The sequence below is a fragment of the Arthrobacter sp. AZCC_0090 genome (genome assembly GCF_014207375.1).
GTDB lineage: Bacteria > Actinomycetota > Actinomycetes > Actinomycetales > Micrococcaceae > Arthrobacter.
This window is the reverse complement of record NZ_JACHEE010000011.1, coordinates 94,927-120,611: the sequence shown is the minus strand read 5'-3', so window position 1 is coordinate 120,611 and position 25,685 is coordinate 94,927. Positions and strand designations below refer to the sequence as shown.

The window sequence follows — 25,685 nt, the reverse complement described above, 5'->3', positions numbered from 1 at the left end:
CAGCCCTCACCATCGCGGGCATGTACCGGAGATTGCGAGAAGACAGGCTCTCATACCGGGAAATCGCGGATCGAAGGTCTTGGCGAGGCGAAGTACGACACCGGAGCCCCACCCTTGCTGTCCTTGCGGGCGAGAATGGCCGTCCCCGGATAGCTAATTTGGCTACTGCCAGCCTGAACTCCTTGTACCGCGGATGAGGCAGCGCGCGTTGGCATGGATGCCTTCGTTGTCGTCCTCGAACATCCCGCCACAGTCTGTGCACTCGAAACGGAATCCATTCGGGCTGGCCCGGTAGCGGGAGTTGTTCGTGATCTCATGCATGCGAGCCGCCTTTGCGTCCTTGGCCGCTTGGCGTTCTGCTATCTCCCGGCCGTTCGTGGTTTCGGATATCCAGAACGGCGTGCGTTTTGGTCCGATGAACCGGTAGTCACCCTCGGAGATGTTGGAAGGCCTGATGGCAGCTGGTGGCCGGGGGTGAGTTTGCGGTGGATGGGCCGGTTGGCGCCGGTGCAGCACTTCGCGTGCCTCGGGGTTGGTTGCACCGCCTTCGGCAATGACGGACCACTTGGCTGGGGGGAGCGCGGTTACCCAACGGCTTTTGATGACGTCTTCGCAGATGGGGCAGGCAAATGCACTGCGGTTGCCAGGGCCTTTAAGCCGGAATATGCCTGCCCGGGCCAGACCGCGTCCGGCTGCGGACAGCCAGCTGTCTACGTGTGCCAGGACGCTGTTAAAGTTCTCAGCCCTTGGCATCCAGTTCTCTGCGTGCTGTTTGGTTGGTTCGGTGACCAGCCAGATCAGCATCGGGTGACCGGACTTCATACAGCGAACCTCACTGGCCCAAATGCGCCGGCTTGAGAGGACAGGTGGCGCGTCGGTGATTTCTGGTGTGGCGGCAGCGTCGACAAACCTCGCCGTGACTTCAGCCGCAACTGCGGCGGCATTCTCCGCGGCAAGGCGTTTCGCCTCCTCATCCTGCTTTACCTTCTCCAGATGTTCTGTCGCAGCTTTGGCCCGGATCTCCGCCGGTCTCGCGATCTCCTCCAGCTGGTGCTTCGGGGTTCCATACGACCACCGAAAGGATGGATGCAGGACCGCGTCCACCGCGCGCCCGACATGGCCCGATTTACCTAATACCGGCTGGTACCGAGCCCGATCCATGAGCTTCGCCGGGGCCTCGGGCAGGTCGCTGGTTTTGCCGAAGCCCGTGACGATCATCGGCAGTTTCACCCGGAACTCGTCGTGGTTGTCGGGGACCACCCACACCGGACCGATGCCATCATGCACGTAACGCTGGGACCGGTAGACGTACTCATCCTCGCTCTGCGGCGACAGCTGGACCTCGAATGCGAGCCGCCTGCCGGTTGTGTGAATGGCCATGACATCAGCGATCCACGCCCGTTGCGGATGCGCGTGCTCAACCTCCGCACGCCAGCCAGGCACGGCGTTGATTCTGTCCTGCAGCGCCCGCTTCATCGCCAAGTGCTGATCCGACTCAGACTTGTGCTCGACGGAGCATTCGACGCCGGGATAATGCTTGAAGAACTGCCGGCCCCTGCGCGTGACCCGGCTCGCCCGCAGCCCGCACTCCAGCAGCACCAGGTCCATGTAGAGAGGGTGATTGACCAGCGCCCGCCACGGATCGTGGGCCATCTGTGTCGCGTCGACCCGATCACCGTTCAGGTACGCCACCAACTGCACCAAGCATCCCCCATCCCCGGCTGCACAGCCGTGGCCGTCAATCTACCGTTCGCGCCCCGCCGCCGCTATCAACAAACACCTGGAGAACTTCGGTCAGCCTGATCTGCGGTCCCACTCTACTTTCTGAGCGGTCGGCATCTTCGGCCAGCGATGGGAAGTGCGACTTCTAACTTTAGATCCGCAGCCCAATGTCCCGTGTCGAGGGGGACGGCGGGTAAGGGTCCGCCGTTGCCGTGGCGGGGCTGGTGCGGGTGTGGGTAACCGGTGAGAGCTTCGTCTGGAGCCGTTGGCGTTGGTTTTGCATGTCAGGTTCCTCCCAGCCCACAAGGGTTCCGAGCGGGTTGGTGTTGTCGGTGATGGCCCAGCGGTCCCGGTAGATGAGGATTTCCTGGAGCGTCCGCCGTCGCTGGTCCGGGTCCGGGATGTTCTGGAGTTGTGAGGCGAGGTTCTGCATCCATGGTTCCTGGTGGGTGGGGATGCGTGCGGCCACGAGTTTGGCGCGGTTGCGGATGCGCTGTTCGACCTGGGTGATGAGGTTGCTCAGGTCGGGGCGGTTGCCGGGGTACCGGAGGAGCCCTTCGGGTGCTTCGTGTCGGTTGGCGGCGGTGCGTAGCCGGTTGTGGATGATGGCCGTCAGGTCGCGGACTTCGCCGCGGGGCGTCATGGCGTTGATTACTTCGTGTTCGGCCAGGTTCCGGTCGTGTGCTGCCAGCCGCTTCCAGGCGGCGACGGCGGGCCCCCATGCCGGAGAGCGTTGCAGATCCCCGGCCGATCCGGGGAAGTTGGTGGTGAGGAAATCCGTGAGGTCGTCGTCGGCGGCGAGTTGGGTGAGGTAGTCGTGCTCGGCGGCGAGCTGGTGGAGGGTATCGGTGCTGTCCTGGAGTTCCTGCCGGGTTTCGTGTGCTGTGTGTTCGGCGCCTTCGGCGGCGAGGATCTGGCCGAGGATCTCCGGCAAGCCGGGCAGACCTGTCGGATCAATCCGTTCGTCCGCGTCAGTGTCGGGTTCGACGATGTAGGCGGTGTTCGTGGTCCGGCCGCGGGTCATGCCGACGTAGAACAGTTCGCGGGTGAGCCTGCCTTCTGCGACGACGATGTGGCCGGTGTCGACGGTGATTCCCTGCGACCGGTGTGCTGTGGTTGCGTACCCCAATTCCGTAAACCCGGACAGGTAGCTACGGTCAAGGTCGATGGTGGCGCCGGTGTCTGTTCTGACGCAGGGCACGGTGCCGGATTTGGTGGGGTGTGCGGTGATGGTCAGGAGGGTGCCGTTGCGGATGAACTGGCCCATGCTGTCCCGGATCCGTCGGTCGTTGCGCCGGGCCAGGATCACATCCCCACAACCGGCTGTGAGGCCGTCGGCCAGGGGCACAGTGTGCCGGTTGTCAACGGCTCCGGTGGCGGCCCGGTCGTCCTGGGCGCGGCGGTTGAGGATGGTCACAGTGTCATTGTCCGGGGCGATGAGGATGGAGGTCATCCCTGCTCTCTCGTCGGCGGCCCATCCCGCGTAGGCCGCCTCGATCATCCGGTGGTCGTCGCCGGCCAGGATTCGGCCGTGGCGCTGGTACTCCAGGACCGCGTCCCAGTTCCCGGCCCGCAGCTGGAGGGAGGCGTCGCTTTCCCAGGGGTAGGTGAAGCGGTGCAGTGAGGTCAGCCGCACGGCCCGGCCGGTGCGGTCGAGCCAGCCGAGCATCCCGCCGGCGTCGATGGAGTCCAGCTGGGCAGGGTCACCGACCAGCACAAGTTTCGCCCCGGCCGCGGCCGCCATCCCGGTCAGGGCGGCGAGCTGGTAGGTGGAGACCATGGACGCTTCGTCGATGATGACGAGCTGGCCGGGGTGGAGCTGCCAGCGGGACTGTTCGGCGGTGACGGTGGCGAGGACCTGTGCTGCATGCCGCTGGGACCTCTGAGTCGGGCCAGCTACCAGCGAGCGTTCTAGGGCGTGTTGGGCGAGGAGGTAGCGGTGGGCGCGGTCGGCTGCTCCGGGTCCGTTGGATTCGTAGAGCCATTTCGTCACGTTCTCCGCTTCGAGTCCCAACGCGTGGCCGAGGACGTCGGCCGACATGGCCGCCGGGGCGAGGGCGACCACGCTGCTGGGGCCGTGGACCCGTTGCCAGGCGTGGCTGACGAGCTTCATCATGGCGGTCTTTCCCGCCCCGGCCGGACCGGTGAGCGCGTCCAGGCGGCGCCGGCTGCTCAGGATCCGGATGGCGGCGTCCTGCTGGTCCGCGAACAGGACATGCCGCCCACTGCCGGGCGTTGCGGTGACGGCGTCGACGGCGTCCCAGGGCTCCAGGCCGGGGGCGTCGGTGGCGTGGCTGGCGGCCATGATGGCTTCCTCGTCGGCAAGGATATGGGCGTTGGTGAAGGCACGGCCGGTGGCCGGGTCGAAAACCGTGTGCCCTTCGGTGGCGAGGTCAGCCCGGGCGTTGTCAGGGGCTATGTACCGGTAGTCGTTGAGCGGGACAGAGAACGTCTGGGCGTTGTCGGCGAGGGCTTCGATCATCGCTGTGCGTTCGGCGGGGCTGGCCATCCGGATGCCGGCGCAGACGCGTTCGGCCTCGGCGAGCAGATTCCATCGGTTCCAGGTGGCGCGTTTTTGGGCGACCAGGTGCATTACCAGCTGCCCGGTGGCCTGCCGCCATTCCGGGGACAGGTCCGCGCCTGTGAGGGGCCGGGTGCGGGACTGGTTGACGGTGGCGGTTACCAAGCGTTCCGGTGTGCAGCCGAGGCCTTCGGCCTGGCGGCGCCAGGACGTAAGCCGCTCGGCCAGCGGTGCGGGTTGGGCGTCCTTGGCCGTCCGGGTGGAGAGGGTGGCCTGTTGCCGGAGCTTCAGGACGGTGGCGTCGGAGGGATTGGTTCCGTGTTCGAGATTCCAGAGCCGGACCAGCCGGTCCTTCTCCAGTTCGATGATCCGTGCCCGGGCGGAGAACTCCGTGATCAGCCCGGCATCGATCCCGGATAGCTCGCGGCTGGGGTTGCGTTCGACCGAGACGGGTGTCCGCAGCTCGGTCTCGGTTCCCAGGCTGCGCTGCAGCTCGTCGAAGAGCAGGCCGTTGTAGTGCTCGCTGGCCGTGACCACAGCTTTGTACAGGGTCCGGGAATCGATGGTGGTCCACGCCCCGTCGATGGTTCGTTGGACGCGGTTGGCGATGACCAGGTGGGTGTGCAGTTGCGGGTCACCCGCCCGGGATTCCCAATGATCAAACGCGGCGGCGATGGCTCCGCGGACCGGGACGTGGGCCACGCCGTTGCGGCCGGTCCGGGTGCCGATGGCCCGGGACTCGAGCCAGGCCAGGGTGTCCTGGACGGCACGGTGATGCGCAGCGAACACCTGATCCCGGACGTCTTGCGGGCTGAGCGCCCACAGGACCGAGACCGACTTCGGAACGCTGAACGTCAGGTCGAACCCGGCAACGGGGCAACGCGTTGATGTTCCGGTCTTCGGTCCCGGCCCTGCCGGGACGGTGGCCCGCTGCCCGTGTCGGCGGCCCAGCGGCTCACCGGTGATTGGATGCAGCGCTCCTTCGAAGACGGCCTTTGCCGAATCATCCGTCAGGACGGTGCCGGGCGCCAGGCCGATGCCGTCGATGCCGCTGCCTAGCCAGGTCCCGGGCGGGTTGCCGGATTTCGTGTAGTAGTCCGTCAGATCGCGGACGGTCATATCACCATGGGCCGTGGTCTTCAGCAGGTACTTCACCCCGGCATCCGCAGACAGCCGGGCAATGGACATCGTCACGGCAGTGCACCGGGAACACCCGCGGAATGCGGGCAGGCACCGCACCCCGTGCCTGGGGTGATGTTGTTTCGCCGTTGCTTCACGCCCCTTCATCGTCTGCAACGGGATCAGGCACATGACTACCGGCGGCCTGTCACCTTTCCGTCGATAATCCCCGCTCCCCGCTTGGATGCCAGACGTGTAATGGATACGGGAGTTCCTTGCGATGACCGAGAGGCGAGAATGTCTGAAGTTGCTTTGGCGACGTCGCCCAACTGTGTAGGTGAGCTTGGAGAGGTCTATGACGGGGGTCCTCTGTGTGTGCCGGATGGTACCGGGGGTCGACACGCATTACAGGCAGCGATGAACTGGGCCCGAATTAAATGGCGCTGGCCAGCCAACGGCACGACGCGCTCCAGCTTCTGCCAGCCGGGGTCCGGATGACGGCGTCCGCCACCTATGAAACGTCATATGCGCTGTTATCGGCATTAGCATAGGTTGGCAGGGCGCAATTCCCGGTCAAGGTAGACCAACCGGCGGTCCGCTTTTCCATCTAACTTGGTGCATGGTCACTCTTCTTGACGCATTCTGATGACTGCGTCATTACTTTCCTGTCCGGCGATCCGTGAGAGACATCTGCACCGTCGCCGCAGTTCCCGAGGGCTGGTTGCCGATTGTCATCCGCACGAGCGAGACGACTACCTGAGGGAATGACCAATGGCGGTTGAGATGGGTTTGTGGCGAGCAGACGGCGACAAACTCAGTCGGATCGCGCCCACGTCGATCGGGCTGGAGTCCCAGCTGGAGAAACCGCCGCTTAAACCGAGACGGGGTGACCGAAGTCAGGTCGATCGAGAAGGTGATCGAAGCGCACAACCGGGGAATTAAACGCGCCAAACTCTCCACCCGATAAACCACTGGGTGGGACGGCCTGCCAAACGTGAGGGCACCGTAGGCCCGCGACCTAACCCCCGGTTGCTATTACGGCAATACCTTCCGCGCTACTGGAGTGATCCTGTTTCCAGGAGTAACCCGCAAGATAATCACGAACGTCGTCGTGTCGAAACTGATACGTCAATCCTCGCGAGCGGACGAGCCCCCTCCTGAGTGCCACCCTCAGTAACCATCTCGGAGAGGGGCAGATCCGGAATCCAGCAACGAGGATGGTTGCCAGATATCTACGCCAAAGGGCGCTTGCGACGACCTGGCCAACTGCAAGGCAATACAACAAGGCCACCAGGGCCGCCACCGGCAATCCCAGCTTGAAGCTCCAAAGAAACGCGAGAAGCACCCAGGCAGCCAAACCTGAGACAACAGATATCTGATGGTCTCTCCTGAGAACCGTTTCCGGTCCGATGGCACGTATCGGAGAACCGTTGGCCAATGTTTGACCGAAACCGACGGTCAATCCGACGACAATCCACACGGACACGAAGGTAATGAGTCCCAGAAGCGGCTCGAAGAAAGTCCAGCACGCCACCCCTGCGATCAGGGCGACCAAGGTCTGCCTTGCCAAGGGGCGCGGCTGCAGCATGGCGGACACGTTCAATGACGCGGTTCGCACCCACGGTTTGAGGCTTGTTCGAACTAGCAGGCTCACGAAGAAGACAACGAAGAGGAGAATGAGAATTTGGGGGATTACCCCTAGGTACCAAAAGACCCAGATTGATAGGCCCAGTGCGGGTGCGGAAAATAGAACGCAAAGAATGAAGTCCGCGATTCGTGGTGCGCGCGGGCCTCCGATCGGCCAGATGCGGTGTAGCTCGATGTCACGTGTTGGTTGGGTGCGGCCGTAAACTAGGCGACCACCGTAGATCTCGTTGGCTGTCAGAAGCTTCGCGTAAGCGGAAAGCCACCATAGGAATATCTTTGTGCGCAGGCTTCTGAATGGACCCTCGCTGAAGGTTGCGCTGGCGAGGCAGAACGCTTCAACAAGCCGCTTGTGGTCGGCGATTTCCAGGATCTTTTTGGTTGCGGGGGCGATCTCGCCGTTCTCAAGGGTGTTCAACCTGATGATCTTGGCTATCATCGAAAGTCCCCATGGGGTGCCCGACAGTCTTTTGAGTCGGCTAGATCCGAGGGCTTCGTCTATGAGGTTCTCCGCTCCCTTTGCACGGACGGCGCTGGGTATGTATTTCCTCGCCTGGGCTTGGCTTATTCGTTCTACTTGAAGGACATTCAGCAGGGGGTCACGTTTGATGTGGGATGGTATTTCGTCCCAGGCTTCCGCTGCGCTTGTGATGATGAATCTGGGTGCGCTGGGCCCGGAGGCCCATTCCAGTACTGCCTCGATGAAGTGGCTGGCGGTGGGGTCTTGTTTCAGTATGTTCGTCGACCGAGTGGAACGCATTGGTGGGTTGGGAAACTGCTTCGTCCAGGCCGTCGAATATCGGGATCACCAGGCGTTCCGTGAGGAGGGCGCTAGCCGTATCCTCGCCCGTCTGGTATTCGCGTTCTAGGTACCTTGCGAGCCATTCAATGAAGTTGCTGTTCGGGGCCCACCGCCCAACCGGAATGACCAGGGAAATGCACCGGTCATCCTTCCTCATGATCGACTGGCTGATGGTATGGGCACTGTAGGATTTTCCGGAACCTGCGGGGCCGATGATGACTGTCCCGCCCGTGGCATTTACGGCGTTCTCTACGAGGGAAGACAGCGTGATTCCGCCGTTTCCTTGGTTGGCGAAAGTGATATCGATGTCCGCGTTGAGGCCGAAGCGGAGTTCTTCAATCCGCTGGTTGGTCTCGTCGATCTGTTGGCGACGGATTTCCGCCGCCTGTGACTCAAATACTTTCCCCTTCGGCCCTATTAGGGAGAATTTTATGACCGGGACGAACGTTGTAATGAGGCCAAGGAATGTGCTGAAAAACGTGGCATCATCTACTGATCCCGGGACAACGTGGGAGTAGGGGTCGATGAAACGCCATGAAATGAAAGCGGCCAACCCGACCAGAGCCCCTGCGAGCAGTCTTTTCAGAATTGCTTTCTTGCGCATCCCTGTCCCCCTGGTCTCCATCCGGTTCTATGTTGCCGGACGGTGTTCGCTCGTACTCTATCGAACGTTTCGCGTGCATCGTCGACGGGGTCTATAACTCCGGCTGCCAGACAGGACTGCAATGGGGCGGTTGACGATGCGAAAGACATGATCCTCGACGATGCCGAACGGCACGGTCTGCTCAGCTACCGCCACGACCACACCTTGCCTGACGGCAGGCCGGTGGGCATCCGGGAACTTGCGTCCCACGTCCCGGGATCTCCACGAGGACTACCAACCTCGTCCGCCAGATGGCGCTGGCGGCAGGGGGATAACGTCATCATCGATGGCACCCTGTCATGGGACGGGCTGCCGGCCCAGTACGTCGACGAGCTCTTCAAGTCCCGTCGACGACGTCGACGTCCAGACAACCAGCATCACAACTTTCGAATAAACCCAGACGTCGGAAACTCCGCGCTAGTGCCCATTCGTTGGCGAAATCACTCGGCACCAATTTTCGAGGCACTGACTGGACCTTGCCGCGGGCGTGCCCGGCTCTTCTGATGACATCCCCCGGGTGCCGGCAGCCCGCGATCCTTCGCGGCGGCGCAGCCGGTGACGATGACGACGCGGCAATCCTCGCGCCCTGCTGGCGCGTCAAACGAGGGCGGTTAGCTTTGCCATGGGCCTGTCTCGCATGTCTTGTAACTGATGATGAACACGCCGATTGCGATTCGAGACTATTCATCGGAACGTGCGCAGCTAGGTCTTCTTTTAGGTCGGCGGCGTCCACTCCGGACTGCCGCCTAATCTGAGTCTATGAAGAAGTGGATGCCTTGGAGGCATAGCAAAGCCGAAGTTGCAGTCGTTCTAGGCATTACCAACGCTTCCAGCATGGGTTGGGCCGCATCTCAACTTGAGACGGACAAATTGGCAGTGCAGCAGCTACGTAATAACCAACATCACTTGTATTTCATCGTCGCTGGACCACGACTGACGCCCGTCGCCCTCAACGACGATCCTGAGACCGGTGGCTGGATTCTAGACATTGATCACATAACGGCCGAAGGTCAAGGTACGACCAATGTAGCGGTTCCAAGGACCGCTTTTCCTGGACACTCGTTGGCTCTCGAAGGAGGTGGGCTGTCGATTGTCTCCGATGCAGATGCACGGCAATGGCGTGAGGTCACATCAGCCGAAGTAGTGCGCGCGGCACTCCGAGCCCAGGGTGCTGCAACGAAAACGGAACCAAAGAGGTACTTTCCAGAACGCCATATTCGTTATGAAATGGTGGACGGTATAGAAACTCTGATAAGCGTCGAGGACATACCCGCTGATGATCCTGCTACTGGAGACGTGGTTCCAGCGGAAGACTGGGTGGCCCCCATCGTTGACGCGCTTTTCGTCTTTGATGTCATCTACATTGGGCAGGCCTACGGGACAGAAGGTGCCAGGACAGCAATCGATCGACTCGCGGCACACGAGAAGGCTCAGCCAGCGATCGCTTACGTCCATGACTACCAGCCCGACAGGTCTGTAGGGTTCATCACCATCAACCAGCGGATGACGAGTGTCGACAAGCTCCATATCGATAGCACTCAGGGGTACCCGGACAAAAAGGCCCTCAGTGAGTGGGTGAAGGAACAATCCGAGGTGCTGGACCAGTCTCTGACCGAGCCGACGGTTGACGCGGCCGAATCGGTACTCATTGGGGCCTTCAAGCCGCCGCGCAACAAGGCCAAAAGGAACTTCTCGAACAACACCAAGTCGGTGAAGAAGCTAAGAAATATGGGCTATACCCACCTTCAAGTACGTATCGACCTGCACGACTCATTCGCCAAACTTCGAGGACCGAATAATGAGGCGTCTACAATCCATAGTCTGACCTTCAACCTGAAGACGAAAGAGTTGGAGAGCCCGGGAGACACTGCGTGGAATCAATTTCTAACCGGTCATTAGCCTCCTGCAGACCTATGCACGGCGCAAGCTCCCACGGGCCCCACTTGCAAGGCGCCGTGGGTCTCGACAGAGGATCCTCTTACCGGACAGCTGGATCCCTGTGTCTCATAAGCTCAGCGCCTCGAATCCCTACGCTTTCGATGCGCTTACTATGGCCAGTTGGCCTGAAGATCATGCGCGCCTATTGAGATGGCGTAGACGGCGCCCTGCCTTCCGCGGGTCCCGACTGGTGTGGCCAAAGACAACTGCTATGTCTTGAAAGCCCGTCGTCTTTCCCGTCTTGGCAAGTACGACCAAGCAAAGAATGAAAGGCACTAGGCGCTTTGAACACGCGACGACGGAAAGGCATAGGGACACGGACAGCAAATCGGTGGTCATGAGGGCTCCTACTACAAGCAGCTTCGAATAGGTGGTTGCCTAGCGCCGCCGAAGAGCATGAAGGTTGCTAAAGGCGAACTGGGCTCCGATCTCGCTTCGGCAGGGCCCGTCACGCAGTCACCTCGAGCAATTCAGGTCGCGGGCCTACCACGCTGCTCAGCCCCCTAGGAAGGCCACCGATTCGTAATCTGCTACGGGCCCTAGGTCGGTGTGCCCTAACAGTGGTTCGATCCTGTCACGGAAACTTGGGTTGGTCCATGGCCGCGCCGAGGTCAGCCAATGGTTTATGCCCGAGGCGGTTAGCTGATGTACCCGCTGGTGGCCACAAAAAGCCCATTGATGGCAACAGATCTGCTCTGGATGGTTCGTAGGGATCGGGCTCCGGAGTGATCGCACTGTCCAGCGCGAAGCAATGCGTTCCGGTGCTCCGATCCTAGCTCCGCTCGTTTGTCTGTTCATCCGCTGGGATACGGTGTGGGAGAAGTAGCCCCGGGACCGCTTCTATCGAAACGAACCATGACGCGGTCTTCATATGCGCTGTTACCGGGGTTCACGCAGCTCTGTCAGTCCGTGTGACGTCCTCTGCCGTTCGGCGGATTAGCTGCGGACAGCGTCGGCGTTGACAGTGGAAGCCCTGCATTGTATGAAATCGTTTGCAGGGCTTCCGCGTCACTTCTGCTTGCGTTGAGAGGTAGGAAAGCGTGTTTTTGACACCTTCTCGCCACTTCGATGCGGTTTTAACGTGGATGGGAGCGGACGAGGATGTTGCCATTTAACTGAAACCGCGGAATATAGGCTCAATCCAACGTGTATTCCTGGGAGGAAAGCCACTACTCCGCCCATCATCATGAGACTCAGCCATTCCGGCCACAGGGGAGTAGTCGGCGGTTGTCCCCGCATCCCGAAGGTAATTCCGAAGAAGAGTGCCAGGAGCAAACTGCCGGCTGTGGAAAGTGGTAGCCATAGGAGAACGTTGAGGTGGCCAAGAACGTCAGCTGCAGTCAGATGATTTCCTCCCATGCTGACCGTCGAAGGAGTCAGTGGTTTACCCTCCAAATAAGCATCCCGCACCCGTGCGCGCTCTACAAAAACAGTCATGAACGCCAGCAGCGCTAACACCATCATCGGCACACCCGGCAGCAGAAATATGAGGCCCCCGTCATCAATGTTTGCGGCGTCGATAAGACGATCGAATGTGAGTTCATTCCTAGGGATGGTCCCCACGAAGGTTCCAGCCTGCCACGTTGCCCAAATCATGGCGGTAGGTATGCTGACCGGAAACAGTAGCTTCCATCCTGGAACAGCTTGGAGGGCGAGCAGCCGGGCAGCTGCATCCCTTTCCAGGCTCCGTCCCACAGCAGCATCACTCAGGAATGAAGGCGATTTCGACTGCTCGTGCCAGAAGTTCACCTGCCGTCGCAGCCTCGCCGACGCCGTTACCTGGTCAACCGCGACAATAAAGCCTACTAAGGACACTGCAAAGCCAATAAGCGGCCCTATGATTTGGGCGATCTGATCCACTTTCTCATTATCCTTTCGGGACGGTGAGCTTTCGCCAAAGACATGGTTCTACTCCGCACGACACTTCGAGCATGGCAGGAGCCTTGGGCGCCTGAGTCCACTAACAATGCGCTGACCTTACCCGACCGAAGCGATCACATTGCGACTCTGACTCGTTGGGATGAGAGTTGCGAATGTCGTGGAACATATACGCTGATGACCAGCGTTACCCCGCAACGTGCCGCATTTCGTTCGGTGCGCGTGTCCGATCGTGGCTGTCTAAATAGGAGAGGTGCTGCCCGTGTCGAAGGAAACGTCCAGTGCGGGCGTCGAACTCGTTGAGCTTTCAGCGCCTACTCTGCTCGATGCTGAGACGTGGGTGCCGGCTCCTACGCATGTCACGTTGACGCCCGAGCAACTTGTCTCCATCTACAGTGACACGCAGTGGGAGGAGTTTGTTCTTGAGTGGGCGACGACTCTGACGTCTTACAAGAAGGTGATGCGCAATGGTGGTGCGAACGACCATGGCGTCGATGTAGCAGGCTTCCTGACGGATGGAGGGTTTGCCGCTGAATGGGACTGCTACCAGTGCAAGCACTACGCAGCCGAATTGCTCCCTGGTGATGCGTATCCCGAAATTTTGAAGATCGTGTTAGGGACCATGGCGGGGTATTACACCTGGCCTCACGAATATCGCTTTGTCGCCCCTAGGGGTTACGGGACGACGCTTGCCGGTGTGCTCAATTCGCCTGCGAAGCTACGCAGCGCGATGAAGTCGGCGCTGACCAAAGACAGAAGCGTGCTGGCGAGGAAACTTGGCGAACATTCGTTGGAAGAGGTACTGGCTTTTCTTGATGAGGCAGACTTCGCGGGATTCGGTTCAATAGAGTTGCATGAGTTGGTTACAGATCATCAGCAGACGCGCTGGCATTCGGCTCGTTTCGGGGTCCCGCTCCCGGCCCGGTCTGGTCCGGACGTCCCGGCAGTGAGGCCGGGCGAGGATGAGCAAAGATATGTTGCTAAATTGCTGGCTGCATATGCCGAGCGGCACGGAGTATCGCTCACGCCGGCGGCGGCAGCAGATCATGAACAGCTCGGAAGCCATTACTTGCGTCAAAGGGTAGCGTTCTACAGCGCGGAATCCTTGCGGGTGTTTGCCCGCGATTCCGTCCCCGTTGGGACTTTCGAGGCGCTACAGGACGAGATTTTCGACGGCGTCATTGATGTGCACGATAGCCATCCGGGCGACGGGCTGGACCGGCTACTGCAGGTGACTCAGTCAGCTCACCAGTTGGCGATGACAGCTAATGGTCTGCTTCCTGTGGTGACCACCCGTGACCGGACGGGAGTTTGCCATCAATTGGCCAATGACGACCGACTGAGCTGGTGCCGTGCAGACCCTCAATAGCCCTCTTGAACTCGGTCTCAGGGTCTTGGTTGTCCTGACAGCATCGTTCCCACGCCCGCTAGATGTGAACCGTCTTGTACTTATGGATTATTGCTTGCTACACAGCGCGGATCTTGGCGGACCTGAGAGCGTACTTCCGGCCATCTCTACCCGCGGTGGGGAGCTGGCCATCAAACGCTCCGTCCTGGAGCACGGCATCCAATTGATGGCCCGCGCGGGGATGATTGACGCCGTGGCGTCGACAGACGGCCTAACCTACAGAGCCAGCGAAGCCGCCTTGCCGTTCTTGCGTTTGGTAAGTTCGCCGCTGCTGGACCGCTTAACCGAGGTCGCAGGATGGGCTGTGACGGAATTCGGAGACTTTTCCGCGGACGGTATTCGCGAGCGGATACGGCTTATCGCGGATCGTTGGAGCGAAGAGTGGGCCGAGTCCCGGGACTTTGACGGAAGCTTGGCGTCGTTGGATGGAGAGGAGAGTTCCCTGTGAAGCTGGTACATCTGACAGCGGTGGGTTCCAATGTCCCATCAGCCACGTTGGATTTTGCTCCGCGTCTGACGTTGATCTACGGGGCCTCCGAAGCCGGGAAGTCATACATCGGCGAGGCCATCGACTTCATGCTTGGCGCCTCCAGGCTACGGAACATACCCGAAGCGGCCGGCTACCAGCACATGCTTTTGGCCATCGACTTTGACGGAGACCTTGTCACCTTGGCCAGGAGCTTGCGGGGCGGCAATATCTCCGTATTCGACGGCGATATCCGTCAGGTTCCCGACCAAGTCCCCGATCAGGTTCTCCTTGGGAGTCATAAGAAGAACAGAACCGACACTATCTCCTACTTCCTGCTGAACCGTCTCGGAATCGCAGACACAAAGCTGAGGAAGAACAAACGCAACGAAACTGTTGCGTTGAGCTTCCGCAACCTCGCTCATCTAGTGATCATTGGTGAGGAACGCATGCACTCGCGCACCTCACCGATCGAATCTGGCAACTACACCACGCGCACGACCGAGCTGTCGGCGCTCAAGCTCTTGTTGGAGGGGGAGGATGATTCCGGCCTTACCTCTGGCGAAGACCCGGCCGCGTTCCGACGGATTAATCGAGCCCAGCTTGCGGTGCTTGAGCGGGCAGTGGCTCAGGCGAGCAGCCGGCTGACGGACGCATCCGACCGCGGGGAATGCGTGCGCATGCTCGCACGCATCAACGAGCAGATCCAAATGTCGTCGACGGCGGTGTCTGCGGAGCTCCGGAAACGCGACCAAGCTATCTCGCAGCTTGACGTTCTCAAAGGTAATCGGCGCCGTCAGGACGCACGTGCTAGTGAGGCGGCTGCACTCGTCGCACGTTTTTCACTCCTCGACACACAATACGAGGCCGACATGGAGCGTCTCCGAATGGTAAAGTCGGCCGGCACTCTGCTCGGATACTTCGACGCCGCGGAGTGTGTTTTCTGTGGTGCAACCACCCACCACCAACGCCGTGACCATGCTGTATACGAAACAGTGCAGTTAACCGAAGCCATCGATGCCGAGTCTCTACGCACACGTGCCCTGCGCGAAGACCTCGCCTCCACCCTGACCGGGCTAGGCACGGCTTTGGCGGAGGCAAAGGAACAGGTCACCACACTTGACACAAAAATTTCCGCGGGGGTAGCGGAAATACACGATATCGAACGTCGAATCCGCCCAGCCCAAGAGGGCCTCGAAGAGCTCCTTGCGCGCAGATCCCAGCTCGAGCGATGGATCACCTTGTGGGATCAGGTTGCGGAACTGCAAACGTTGAGTGCAACCGTTGCCCAAGAACAGCCAGAAACCGCAGACCCGGTTACGGAAGGTATTGGCAAGCGAAGTGAGATCGATTTCTCGGCGGCTTTGCGCAATGTCCTTACATGGTGGGGCGTACCTGAAGCTGAACGAGCAGAATTCGTACTGGGGACTCCGCCCGATGTTGTACTTCAAGGACGCCCGCGCGCGGATCGAGGCAAAGGTATCCGCTCCGTCCTCCACGCCGGGTTCAGCGCGGCTCTCGGGGAATACTGTCTAGAACGCGAACTGCCTCACCCCGGGTTCGTTGTCTTCGATACCCCCGTGCTGACCTATCGAGACGCGGACACGACGCAGCGGCAAGCAAACGAACCAGCGATAGTTGGTTCCGATATCGAGTCCACCGAAAGCGATGAGTTGATGGCTCAAACAGTGGCTGATGCGTTTTACGACTACCTCGCAGCCAGCCCCGTCCAGTCGATAATCCTAGAAAACCAGACGCCCCCAGAAGTTACGGCTGAGGGCTGCGAAGTTATCTACTTCACCGGGAGCGCTACCACGGGAAGGCCCGGATTCTACCCAACGGCTGATTGATGTGCGCGTTTATCGGCGTTTGGTTCTGATCTCTGCTCGACACGACCAGTGAGGAATACATGGACCTCTTTGAGGTTATCAGCGCGTTCGGCAGCCTGACAGCTGCCGTCGTAGCTAGTGTGGCCGCATGGTGGGCGCGTTCGTCGGCCAAGCAGGCTAATCTAGCGGCGAGGACTTTAGCTACTATCGAACAGGAGCGGCGTCACAACGAGCTGCGCCCGCTCTTCAAGCTGGACGCGCTCCGACCTAATCCCGACTCGAACAGTCTGAAGCTGCGGTTGACTTTGGCCGGCCCATCCGAGCTTGACGGCGTCGACAGCGTATCGATCTCGATCCGCGACGATGACTATCGCCGCGGGCAGACGGATCGCCTACTTGGCGGGGCGACCGAGCAGGAAATTAGGCGGCAGATATGGGGACCGTACCGGTTTAGGCCCGGGACAGGTCCATACGAGGCCAGAGCCGACGAAACAGGACGTTTGACGCGTTACAAGTATCCGTTGCCGGTCGGCGAGCATATCGAATTCGACCTCGAGCCGACACCTCGGCCGGGATGGTCAGAATGGACCCGCGAGCAATGGATGGCTGGCCGGGGCTCGCTGATAAAGGTAGAGATCGTGGTGTGCCACCAGAAATTTGGGTCATGGACGATTCGTGACACGGTCGATGCAGCCTCCGTTTAGATCAAGCTTGCAGCGAACGCGGTCCGGATCTTCGGACGACGGAAGTTCCGACGCTCCCCATCCGCGCGTGTGCCGTTCGTGTGGTGCGCAGCAATCCCTCGACCTCTGGGAACATGACCGGTTCTTGTACCTCGTGGACTGCTTTGCGCAGAGGGGGCGATCTGTAGAGCATGATGGTGAATTCTGTTCTTGACCAAGCGGCCAGCAAAAACCATTAGGGTTATTCCATGGGATCGCTGGCGCTACAAAGCTGGAACACGGAACGGGCTGAACACCTGAATGCTCTCCGTGAGGTTCATTCCAATCTCACCGGGGGAAGAAGAGGCCGACAATGGGCGACCGAGCAGCTCAATCATGCGCTCATCGCCCGACTTATTTCCGAGTTTCAGGGTTTCAGCCGTGACCTACATGACGAGGCAATTGATTTCATTTTTCAGGAGGCAGTAGCGACATCACCATCAATCGAGCCAATACTCCGAAGCGGGCTACTGAACCGGCGAGGCTTGGATACCGGTAATCCCACACTCACAAACTTAGCGTCTGACTTCAGCAAGCTAGGGCTGACCGCGTTTAGAGCCAGGCTGGGTGCTCACAACTCAGCGGCCGAGAGTTGGCTGGCCGATTTGAGCTCACTCAACGAAGCCCGAAATGCCATCGCTCATGGGGACGACGTGAAACTGGCCCATGTTTTGCAGACTCATCGCCTTACCCAAGAAACGGCCAGGCGGTGGCGAACCTCCCTGAATCGTCTGGCACGAGGCATGGACTCAATCGTGGGCGCATACTTAAAGAGCCTCACGGGAAAGAAACCGTGGTGAAGGAGGAAGAAGGAAAGATGGCGTCTACTCGGAAGACCTCAGCCCCTAAGCGCTCGACTCGTACGGCGCTGTTCAAGACGGGGACACTGAAGCCCGGTACGATTGTGAAGGTGGCATTTGGCACCCAGAAGCTTGACGCCAAGGTTCTTCGTGAACTTCACGGGCGTGTGACTGTTGAAATTTCACTCCAGGATGTAGAAGACCCTATCCTCACGTCCTACCCACTTTCCGAAATTGAAAGCTCGACTTTGTCGGGTTCATCTTTCGGGCAGGACCAGCTATAGGCAGCCTCCGGAGCCTTCAGTCGCGGAAACTCAGTGAGCTGAAGTCTCAGTGAGAATCGGATTGGTGCTGTGGGGGAGTAGCCTCTGATCATGGCTTTGGATCTTACTTTCGCGACCTGGAACCCGGCGGTTGGGAGCCTTCCCAGTGCGGTGCGGTCAAATGTGATCTATGTTCTTCCGGCGAAGTTGCCCCTGGCATCTTCAGATGACCATTCTCCGCTTTATGCAGAGAGCCTGAGGGACTTCCCGAAGACCGTGAGGGGAAGCGGACTGGCTGTTGAATTCGCCCACTCGAGGGAAACCAGAAAATTCCTCTCTGAGTATTCTGGAGATCCTGACGTCTGGAGCATCGCTTTAGGACTCGTTGGCTCCGTGAATGAATGGATCATATTTGCCGTCCAGCAATTTCTTTCCCATCGGGCTCGTCAAACCGGACACACTGCGGAAGACGCCTTGACTCACGAGTTGAAGGTGTCGATTGCCGAACTCAATCCCGCCACCGGGGAGGCAAAAGGAATCACTGTAGAGGGACCAGGAGCGGATGTCCTGAAAGCGCTCGAGAAGCTAGTGCGCCAGGGTGAGTAGGACGCCGAGGAAAATTCGCGCGATTGTCATGCAGCCGGGTCTGATTCCGCCGGCTCCGGGGCCACTACGTGACCGATACCTTAAGGAGCGAGGACTAGAGTCTCTGGAGCGCGCAGATCGCGCGTTCTGGGCTGTCGATCGACTTCTCACAGGTTCGGGCCTGCAACGGCCTCCGGGCATTGACCTGCTGGAGACTAGCGACGACATACTCCGCCGTCAGATTCAACTGAGAGCTCGCGAGGAGTGGATTGAGCTTCGGGACGGTCTAGATCCGCAGGTGCTTGACCAAATCGAACCGCTCATCCGTCGATCAGAGATCGCCGCCGTGGAGGCTCTAAACTATCTCGAGGACCATGAGCTTGCTGGTCGTGCCCACGCGGCGATTCATAATGCGTCAGTGGTTCGATCAGGACTATACGGCTGCCCGATCGTTTTCGAAGAGGGGGTCTTCTGGACAAATTGCTCCGTCAGGATTTCCCACTGGCGGATTGGGTTGTCCGCAGGACTGACAGTAGATTTCGTGTGCTCGATTTGCGGCGATCCGGTCGAAGACTGCGATCATGCAATGGGTGCAAGCTATGAGGTGATCGCAAAAGCGAGAAGCGGGCGCTGCACGGTATGTTCTGAGGAAGCGTGCGAGCATGAGCTGGGACAGCCGTATATTGCGACAGCCAGGAGGGATGCGCGCAACGTGACGCCTCGCGAGATATCGTTCGTTTCAAGACCACGGTACCCTCTCGCGAGAGTCTACGAGATGACAGTTGAAATCGACGAGCAAGATCCCGCGTACCAATTTGCGGTGAGGGGCCTGGCTGATTGTGATGCATGCTTAGGGCCGTGCGATGGGTTTAGTTCGCTGCCTCGGAACTAAGTGCTGGCGGCGGCGGGCTTCGCCCGCAGCCTCCGGGGTCCCTTCAGGTTGGCCATTCTGGCGTGTTGTCCGCGAGGCCAGATCGGTGGCTAGGCTGCGCAGTGCCTTCAAGCCGACTCCAACGCGCTGCTACGGAATGGCAAACAAAACTGAAACGATCAGCACCCGGTTTGTCGGCTCAATTTAGATGGCATGGCCACAATCGCTCAGCGTGGTGTGCCGCTGGTTCGATACTCAACCGACGAGACACGCTATCTGGCGGCTGAGACACCCCCGGAAAATCGTAGGTGGCCAGGTAAGTTGCGAAAATGACCAACTGAATTGAGAAGGATGTCCGTTCTCAATTTTGTTGGCCACCTTGACGTGGGAAAAGGCCAGATAAATTGAGACGAATGGGTTGGAACCGTCTCAGTTTATTTGGCCATTCCGTACGGAACACTCGGCGTTGTGTCCCACGTGCGTGAGTTCAAGGCAAGCGGCCGAGGCCGAGTGCCGGCTCGGGGGTGCCTGGCCGGCGGGCTATCTGCCCCAGATTCTCCAGGCTTGAGCCGGTGTCGTGCTGTATGGCGTAATGCTTCCGGTCATGTTCGAAGCCAGCGGCCTCAGTGCGCGAGCAAGCGTCCATGATGGCCGGATTAACTGAAACAACCTCCGGAAAACCGTAGGTGGCCGGTCCACATGGAATGGAAGTCGGCAAGCAGTGGGCCCATTCGAGGTGGCTGGGAGAACGGCATGGCAGAACCAAGCCATCTCCGATCCTGGTCAGTGAACTCCACCCCCGACTCGAAATGTCAGATTGAAACCTAGGTTTGGGAACGAGGGCCCGTAAACAGCAGCTGACGGGCCTGGCGGAAGGCGAAGACATCGGCTACCACTTGCCTGGATCTGCCGTCTGCGCGGTTCGCGGGGACAAGCCAACTATCGCGGCAGGCATTCGGGCACTGCTAATGCAGGCGCTCCATCCGGGGGGCATTGGGGGTGCACGACCACTCCTTCGTCTCCCTGAAGCGGATGAAGTTGACCGCAAGCTTCAGGGGCGCCCCGCGTCCTCGCGTATTGGCCGGGGATCCAGTTGTGCGACCTGTTAGAGCCGTCTCAGTCTTGCCCGCATCCCGGTAACGGCCATCGTCTCCGTCCTCGTCGTGCCGTCAAGGGTGGGCCGTAGGCCCATCACGTAGTGACGCGGACGCGCCCTTGACTGAGCGGCGGGGACGGCAAACAATGTGAGACCGGGATGCGATGCCAAGCCCACGGAGGCTGTGTTCATCCGCCGAAACATTGGTGACGTGTGCACTCGACGGCGTCCGTCTGATGGTGGTTCACGCCCCGCGAATCTATCTGCGCATGCGTGTGACCCGAGGATGACGGCGGGCGGCCCGCAAGACTTGTTCGCGGGCCGCGTCGCCTGCGCTTCCAGGCCCGAAGCCAACCACGAGCTGAAGTCGCTCCGACTGATCCCTAAGCGGCCCGATGCGGTAGACGCCAATGGGTAGATCGTCTGCCCAAAAATTGCGGTCCTAGACGCTCGGGATTACCTGGCCTGTCTGAGAGCGTGTCTGTGCGTCAAGCCATGCCTCTACATCGCTGGCGCGATAGCGGACGCCGCTGCCTAATTTCACGAACTTAGGGCCCATCCCTCTATAGCGCCATTGCGCCAATGCGGGCGCCGTCTTGTGAAGCTTGGCTGCCAGCTCTGCCGGCGTCAGCAGTTCCGATTCCATGAAGCCTCATTCCCTTCCGTGAACGCCTCGTCATATTAGATGCAAAGTTGCTAATTACGCTTGTTGTCTATATAGCGTGTATCGTTTCTTATATGGTACATAGTGGAGAGCGGCTGCGAGGACATGACATTGGCCCAACCGGCAAGACCGTCGCTCGGAACCTGAAGCGTTTGCGGGGGAATGTCACCCTGCGGGAGCTTCAGCAAAGGCTTAGGGGCGTCGGGCACGAAATTTCCGCGAGCGGAATACAGAAGATCGAGGCCGGCGTTAGGCGGGTTGATGTTGATGATCTCGTGGCCCTGGCGGTAGTCCTCGGCGTGAACCCAAATGCACTGTTGTTTCCCAAGTCGCTCGACGAGCCGGTGGCCGTCACCGGAGCTGACCCGGCTGACCTGGTACGGGTTTGGGAATGGGCGGATGGCATAACACCGATCGAAGGCAGCGTGGGCAGTGATGACTACGTACGGGGGCTGCGCCCCGACTTCATCCCGGCAGGGAATACCAAAATTGGTCCCGTGACGTTCGAGGACCTCAATTTACGAGTGGACGAGCTCAGCGCGATTATCAAGACTCTGGTTGATCAGAACGCAGCGAAAGAACAATCCGGCGATGGCAACGATTGAACCCTATGACACACGGGCCGGGCGTCGGTATCAGGTTCGCTACCGGAAACCTGACCGGGTGCAGACCAAGAAGCGTGGATTCAGGACAAAGAGGGATGCCGAGCTTTTCCTCGCCAGCGTTGAGGTATCCAAGGCCCGCGGGGAGTTCATAGATGCGGCAGCCGCAAAGGCCCTGATCGGTCCGCTTGGGGAAGCGTGGTTGTCGCGGCAGACTCATTTGAAGCCATCTTCATTGCGCCCCGTGGAGTCGGCCTGGCGTAATCATGTGCTGCCGGTGTGGGGTGGTATGGCAGTCTCTGACATCCGAAAGACAGATGTGCAGCAGTGGGTCTCAGCTTTGACGACAGGGGATCAGAGCGCTGTCCCGCCCCGGAAGCCGAAGGGGGCAACGCTTGTAATCCGTGCCTATGGCGTTTTGGCTGCGATTCTGGATGACGCCGTGAGCGACCGTCGAACATTGAGTAATCCAGCACGTGGCGTAACGCTGCCACGTAAAGTCAAGAAGCCGCACGTCTACCTGAGTCACGAGCAGGTGCACGCACTCGCGGCAGCCAGCAAGTATCCGACGTTGGTCCTGGTGCTGGCCTACTGTGGGTTGCGATGGGGTGAAGCTACAGGTCTGAGAGTCAAGCATCTGGACATGTTGCGGCGGCGATTCGTGATTGAGGAAAACGCGGTTCAGGTCGGTTCGGTGATCGAAGTAGGTACGCCAAAGAACCACAAGAAACGAACCGTGCCGTTCCCGCGATTCCTTGCCGAGCCCCTAGCACAGCAGTGTGAGAACAAGGACAGAAATGATCTCGTGTTTCCCGGCGAGAATGGCCATCACCTCCGCCTCGCACGCGTGCACGATGACAACATGAGCTGGTTCGCGGGGGCAGTGAAGAGGGCAGGGGTGCCACGAATCACGCCTCACGATCTCCGGCATTCCGCCGCGAGCTTTGCTGTATCAGCCGGCGCGAACGTCAAAGCGGTGCAAAGAATGCTCGGTCACAGCTCGGCGGCCATGACCCTTGACATCTATGCGGACCTGTTTGACGGGGACTTGGACAGCGTTTCGGACGCCCTGGACCATGCAGTGTCCCTGGCGAATGTGCCCAAAATGTGCCCAAAACCGTGATTCCGGCAAAGCAAAAGGCCCCCGTTCCCTTGTAAACAAAGGGAAGCAGGGGCCTTTCAAGTGGCGGTGACGGTGGGATTTGAACCCACGTTGGCTTTTACACCAAACAACATTTCGAGTGTTGCACCTTCGGCCGCTCGGACACGTCACCAACTGAAATAGGGTACCGGAGTGGAGCCCTGTTCCCCAAAACGGCGTGGCGCCGGACCCGCCACACCGCCGTCAAACGGCGGCACTCCCGGAAGTGCCAGCCCTTCCGCATTCGCGGCCGCGGGGCTACATTCACAGGCAAGATGACTCTCCCAGATCACGCACCGCAGAACACGCCCACGCAAACGGCATTGGCCTACTGGACCGTGGGCCCGTGCCAAGGTGAACTGCGGAGCGAGGATCTGCCCGCCCCGGGGCAGGGACAGGCTTTGGTTCGGGCCTTGTACTCGGGCATCAGCAGGGGCACGGAACTGGTGGTCCATGAAGCCCACGTCCCTCCACGGATTGCCAGGGAGATGCGTGCGCCCCATCAGACGGGAGATTTCCCGGGGCCGGTCAAGTTCGGCTACCTGTCGGTTGGCGTCGTCGAGGAAGGCCACGAAGACTGGACCGGCCAGAACGTCTTCTGCCTGCATCCGCATCAGGACCGCTACGTCGTGCCTATCACCTCCCTCACGCGAATACCCGACGGTGTGCCGCCACGCCGCGCCGTGCTCACCGGCATCGCGGAGATTGCCCTCAACGCCCTCTGGGAGGCAGGGCCGCGCCTCGGTGACAGGATCGCCGTCGTCGGGGCCGGACTGGTGGGCGGCATGACCGCAGCGCTCTTGCGCGGCTTCCCGCTGGGGCGCTTGCAATTGGTGGAAACGGATCCGCGCAAGCGCGGCTTGGCGGAATCTTTGGGCGTGGAGTTCGCGCTTCCGGACGACGCGCTCCAGGACTGCGACATCGTGTTCCACTGCTCGGCCACGGATGAAGGATTGGCCCGAAGCCTGCAGTTGGTGGGTGACGAGGGCGAGATTATCGAACTCTCCTGGTACGGGAACCGGGCTGTTTCCCTGCCGCTGGGCGAGGACTTCCATGCCCGGCGCTTATCCATCCGTGCCAGCCAAGTGGGGGTGGTTGCACGTTCGCGCAGGCACCGCAGGACGTCCAGCGAGCGGCTGGAGCTGGCAGTTTCATTGCTGGCGGACCCCATGTTCGATGCCTTCCTCACGGGAGAGTCGCAGTTCGAGGAGCTCCCAGGGGTCTTCGATGGCCTGGAAAACGGCGAGCTGGACGATCTTTGCCACGTCATTGCCTATCCAAAAACCGGAAGCAAGGACTAACCATGTTCAGCCTCACCGTCCGCCGGCATTTCATGATCGCGCATAGCCTCCCGCGGGAATCGTTCGGGCCCGCCCAAGGACTGCACGGAGCTACGTTCGTGGCCGAGGTGACGTTCCGTCGCGCGGAACTGAACGACAATGCCATCGTGCTCGACATCGGCGCCGCCGGAACCATCCTGGATGAGGTGCTGGCCCGCCTGAACTACAGGAACCTCGATGACGTCCCCGACTTCACGGGCCAGCTCACGACGACGGAGGTTCTGGCCCGCTTCATCGCGGAAGCGGTTGCCGCTAAGGTCCGCGAGAGCGACGACGGCGGCGCGCTCGCCGGCGTCGACGTGCTGTTGCGCGAGCATCCCGACGCCTGGGCAGGCTTCTCGCTGGATTTCGAGCGCTAGCTCGCGCGGGACTGCCGCGGATGGCTAGCAACGGTGCAGAATGGGGCCATGACGTCCGCCGTGCTTTCCACACAAACGCTCACTCCGGAACTGCTCCGCGCCTGGGCGTGGCATAGGCAAGGCCTCGACGGTTCGCTCGCCGGCAAGACGTCCGAGGAAGTCCTGGACCACGCCGGCTGGGCCCGTTCCGTGGGCGGCGCCAACCCCTACCTAACGCTCTTCGCCCGGGCCGGGATCAGGCGCGAACAAGTGGACCGGGACGTCGCAAAGCTGAATATCCACGAACTCCCCACGGCCCGCGGTTGCACCTATGTCCTTGGCCGGAACGATTTCGCCTGGGGCCTCCAGGTTGGCCGGGACGCTGCAGTGGCGCCGTTCAAGGTCCTGGCGCGGCTCGGCGTCGAACGCGGTGAGATCACGCTGCTCGAAGAGCAGGTGCTGCACACCCTCACTGAGTCCAGCGACCCTATGGACCCCAAGCAACTCAAGGACGAACTCGGCGAGTCCGTCCGCAGCCTCGGCGAAGAAGGCAAGAAGAAAGGCGCGTCCACCACCCTCCCCACGGCGTTGGGCCTCCTGCAAGCCGACGGCCGCATCCGCCGCGTCCCCGTCAACGGCCGCCTCGACCAGCAGCGCTACGCCTACACCTCATGGGTGCTGCCGCCGAGCCCCATCGACGACGACGCCGCCCGCGCACGCTTGATCGAACGGTATCTGCGCTGGACCGGCGGGGCAACGTTCAAGCAGAGCCAATGGTTCACGGGCTTCACCGTCGCGCAGAGCAAGGCGGCGCTGGCCGCCGTCGACGCGGTCGAAGTGACCACGGCGGCAGGCGAGCCGCAGTGGATGCTGCCCGACGACGTCGAACGCCTTTCCGCGTTCAAGGCACCTCGGGAGGAGCAGATTCAGCTTCTGGCCGGGACGGACTCTTTGGTGCTGTTGCGCCGGAACTCGGCGGACATGCTGGCCGACGAGGATCGCGGCAGGAAGGTCCTGGACACCACCTTGGCGCTTCAAGCGGACTTGTCCGACCACCCGATCCTGGACCGGGGACGGATTATCGGCCTGTGGCAGTACGATCCCGGCAAGGAACGGATCGCAGCTTGGACGTTCGCCCAGCCAACCGCGGCCGTCAAAGCGCGAATCGCCGACGTGGAGGGCTGGATCCGCGAAGACCTTGGTGATTTCCGCTCGTTCAGCTTGGATTCTCCGGCGTCGCGGCAGAAACGCATCGATGCCTTGGATGAGGCGAACGCCGCAAACGCCTAGGTC

The 25,685-nt window shown here is 60.5% G+C and carries 19 protein-coding genes and 1 tRNA gene; 13 read left to right on the top strand and 7 right to left on the bottom strand.

The annotated features are described in order from the left end of the window. Positions 1 to 162 precede the first annotated feature (162 nt). The 4 genes from HNP00_RS17140 to HNP00_RS17125 form a co-directional block, all read right to left on the bottom strand. A complete protein-coding gene (locus tag HNP00_RS17140) occupies positions 163 to 1,704 on the bottom strand; it encodes a competence protein CoiA family protein (RefSeq protein WP_221451589.1) in 1,542 nt (513 codons plus the stop codon). A gap of 169 nt (positions 1,705 to 1,873) precedes the next feature. Next, complete coding sequence (gene mobF, locus HNP00_RS17135; RefSeq protein WP_260405039.1) at positions 1,874 to 5,431, bottom strand: MobF family relaxase; 3,558 nt, start codon at positions 5,429 to 5,431, stop codon at positions 1,874 to 1,876. Positions 5,432 to 6,380: 949 nt separating this feature from the next. After that, positions 6,381 to 7,445 (bottom strand): hypothetical protein, encoded by a 1,065-nt coding sequence (locus HNP00_RS17130; RefSeq protein ID WP_184740927.1) that lies wholly within the window; start codon positions 7,443 to 7,445, stop codon positions 6,381 to 6,383. A gap of 160 nt (positions 7,446 to 7,605) precedes the next feature. After that, complete coding sequence (locus tag HNP00_RS17125) at positions 7,606 to 8,412, bottom strand: NACHT domain-containing protein (protein ID WP_184740926.1); 807 nt, start codon at positions 8,410 to 8,412, stop codon at positions 7,606 to 7,608. 798 nt (positions 8,413 to 9,210) lie between these two features. Between HNP00_RS17125 and HNP00_RS17120 the strand changes: the two genes are divergently transcribed. Continuing rightward, entirely contained in the window at positions 9,211 to 10,350 is a 1,140-nt protein-coding gene (locus HNP00_RS17120; RefSeq protein ID WP_184740925.1) for a hypothetical protein, read from the top strand. A gap of 1,047 nt (positions 10,351 to 11,397) precedes the next feature. On the opposite strand, the gene HNP00_RS17115 is transcribed toward HNP00_RS17120, so the two are convergent. Further along, on the bottom strand, positions 11,398 to 12,249 hold the full coding sequence (locus tag HNP00_RS17115; protein ID WP_184740924.1) for a hypothetical protein: 852 nt from the start codon (positions 12,247 to 12,249) through the stop codon (positions 11,398 to 11,400). 280 nt (positions 12,250 to 12,529) lie between these two features. Here HNP00_RS17115 and HNP00_RS17110 point away from each other — a divergent pair, with 280 nt between their 5' ends. From HNP00_RS17110 to HNP00_RS17080, 7 genes are all read left to right on the top strand, one after another. Further along, a complete protein-coding gene (locus HNP00_RS17110; protein ID WP_184740923.1) occupies positions 12,530 to 13,636 on the top strand; it encodes an ABC-three component system protein in 1,107 nt (368 codons plus the stop codon). Further along, positions 13,620 to 14,123, top strand: a complete 504-nt coding sequence (locus HNP00_RS17105) for an ABC-three component system middle component 2 (RefSeq protein WP_311770602.1) — start codon at positions 13,620 to 13,622, stop codon at positions 14,121 to 14,123. Before HNP00_RS17110 ends, HNP00_RS17105 begins: the two co-directional genes overlap by 17 nt. Further along, a complete protein-coding gene (locus HNP00_RS17100; RefSeq protein ID WP_184740921.1) occupies positions 14,120 to 15,991 on the top strand; it encodes an AAA family ATPase in 1,872 nt (623 codons plus the stop codon). Before HNP00_RS17105 ends, HNP00_RS17100 begins: the two co-directional genes overlap by 4 nt. Positions 15,992 to 16,050: 59 nt before the next feature. Beyond that, the gene (locus tag HNP00_RS17095; protein WP_184740920.1) at positions 16,051 to 16,674 is read left to right on the top strand and encodes a hypothetical protein; all 624 of its coding nucleotides are present in this window, start codon (positions 16,051 to 16,053) and stop codon (positions 16,672 to 16,674) included. Between the two features lie 227 nt (positions 16,675 to 16,901). Then, the gene (locus HNP00_RS17090; RefSeq protein WP_184740919.1) at positions 16,902 to 17,492 is read left to right on the top strand and encodes a HEPN domain-containing protein; all 591 of its coding nucleotides are present in this window, start codon (positions 16,902 to 16,904) and stop codon (positions 17,490 to 17,492) included. Continuing rightward, on the top strand, positions 17,489 to 17,776 hold the full coding sequence (locus tag HNP00_RS17085; RefSeq protein ID WP_184740918.1) for a hypothetical protein: 288 nt from the start codon (positions 17,489 to 17,491) through the stop codon (positions 17,774 to 17,776). The genes HNP00_RS17090 and HNP00_RS17085 overlap by 4 nt, the downstream gene beginning before the upstream one ends. 90 nt (positions 17,777 to 17,866) lie before the next feature. Next, positions 17,867 to 18,361 (top strand): hypothetical protein, encoded by a 495-nt coding sequence (locus HNP00_RS17080; RefSeq protein ID WP_184740917.1) that lies wholly within the window; start codon positions 17,867 to 17,869, stop codon positions 18,359 to 18,361. A 2,388-nt stretch (positions 18,362 to 20,749) separates the two neighbouring features. Here the strand turns inward: HNP00_RS17080 and HNP00_RS17075 are convergent. Next, positions 20,750 to 20,953 (bottom strand): AlpA family transcriptional regulator, encoded by a 204-nt coding sequence (locus HNP00_RS17075; RefSeq protein ID WP_028265857.1) that lies wholly within the window; start codon positions 20,951 to 20,953, stop codon positions 20,750 to 20,752. A gap of 170 nt (positions 20,954 to 21,123) precedes the next feature. Here HNP00_RS17075 and HNP00_RS17070 point away from each other — a divergent pair, with 170 nt between their 5' ends. Further along, positions 21,124 to 21,576: a helix-turn-helix domain-containing protein gene (locus tag HNP00_RS17070; RefSeq protein ID WP_184740916.1), complete on the top strand. Its 453-nt coding sequence runs from the start codon at positions 21,124 to 21,126 to the stop codon at positions 21,574 to 21,576. Then, a complete protein-coding gene (locus tag HNP00_RS17065) occupies positions 21,563 to 22,696 on the top strand; it encodes a tyrosine-type recombinase/integrase (protein ID WP_184740995.1) in 1,134 nt (377 codons plus the stop codon). Before HNP00_RS17070 ends, HNP00_RS17065 begins: the two co-directional genes overlap by 14 nt. A gap of 61 nt (positions 22,697 to 22,757) precedes the next feature. On the opposite strand, the gene HNP00_RS17060 is transcribed toward HNP00_RS17065, so the two are convergent. Continuing rightward, positions 22,758 to 22,847, bottom strand: a tRNA-Ser gene (locus HNP00_RS17060). A 142-nt stretch (positions 22,848 to 22,989) separates the two neighbouring features. Here HNP00_RS17060 and HNP00_RS17055 point away from each other — a divergent pair. Genes HNP00_RS17055 through HNP00_RS17045 form a run of 3 tightly spaced genes read left to right on the top strand, consistent with a single transcriptional unit; the run spans position 22,990 to position 25,682 of the window. Next, positions 22,990 to 24,015: a zinc-binding alcohol dehydrogenase gene (locus HNP00_RS17055; protein WP_184740915.1), complete on the top strand. Its 1,026-nt coding sequence runs from the start codon at positions 22,990 to 22,992 to the stop codon at positions 24,013 to 24,015. Between the two features lie 2 nt (positions 24,016 to 24,017). Next, complete coding sequence (locus HNP00_RS17050) at positions 24,018 to 24,413, top strand: 6-carboxytetrahydropterin synthase (protein WP_184740914.1); 396 nt, start codon at positions 24,018 to 24,020, stop codon at positions 24,411 to 24,413. Between the two features lie 48 nt (positions 24,414 to 24,461). Further along, complete coding sequence (locus HNP00_RS17045) at positions 24,462 to 25,682, top strand: DNA glycosylase AlkZ-like family protein (protein ID WP_184740913.1); 1,221 nt, start codon at positions 24,462 to 24,464, stop codon at positions 25,680 to 25,682. Positions 25,683 to 25,685 lie beyond the last annotated feature (3 nt).

Coding starts and splice junctions, on each gene's coding strand:
- HNP00_RS17080 (WP_184740917.1), top strand. CDS start 17,867: ATGGCTTTGGATCTTACTTTCGCGACCTGGAACCCGGCGGTTGGGAGC.
- HNP00_RS17095 (WP_184740920.1), top strand. CDS start 16,051: ATGGACCTCTTTGAGGTTATCAGCGCGTTCGGCAGCCTGACAGCTGCC.
- mobF (WP_260405039.1), bottom strand. CDS start 5,431: ATGTCCATTGCCCGGCTGTCTGCGGATGCCGGGGTGAAGTACCTGCTG.
- HNP00_RS17075 (WP_028265857.1), bottom strand. CDS start 20,953: ATGGAATCGGAACTGCTGACGCCGGCAGAGCTGGCAGCCAAGCTTCAC.
- HNP00_RS17065 (WP_184740995.1), top strand. CDS start 21,563: ATGGCAACGATTGAACCCTATGACACACGGGCCGGGCGTCGGTATCAG.
- HNP00_RS17055 (WP_184740915.1), top strand. CDS start 22,990: ATGACTCTCCCAGATCACGCACCGCAGAACACGCCCACGCAAACGGCA.
- HNP00_RS17130 (WP_184740927.1), bottom strand. CDS start 7,445: ATGATAGCCAAGATCATCAGGTTGAACACCCTTGAGAACGGCGAGATC.
- HNP00_RS17050 (WP_184740914.1), top strand. CDS start 24,018: ATGTTCAGCCTCACCGTCCGCCGGCATTTCATGATCGCGCATAGCCTC.
- HNP00_RS17125 (WP_184740926.1), bottom strand. CDS start 8,412: ATGCGCAAGAAAGCAATTCTGAAAAGACTGCTCGCAGGGGCTCTGGTC.
- HNP00_RS17090 (WP_184740919.1), top strand. CDS start 16,902: ATGGGATCGCTGGCGCTACAAAGCTGGAACACGGAACGGGCTGAACAC.
- HNP00_RS17120 (WP_184740925.1), top strand. CDS start 9,211: ATGAAGAAGTGGATGCCTTGGAGGCATAGCAAAGCCGAAGTTGCAGTC.
- HNP00_RS17045 (WP_184740913.1), top strand. CDS start 24,462: ATGACGTCCGCCGTGCTTTCCACACAAACGCTCACTCCGGAACTGCTC.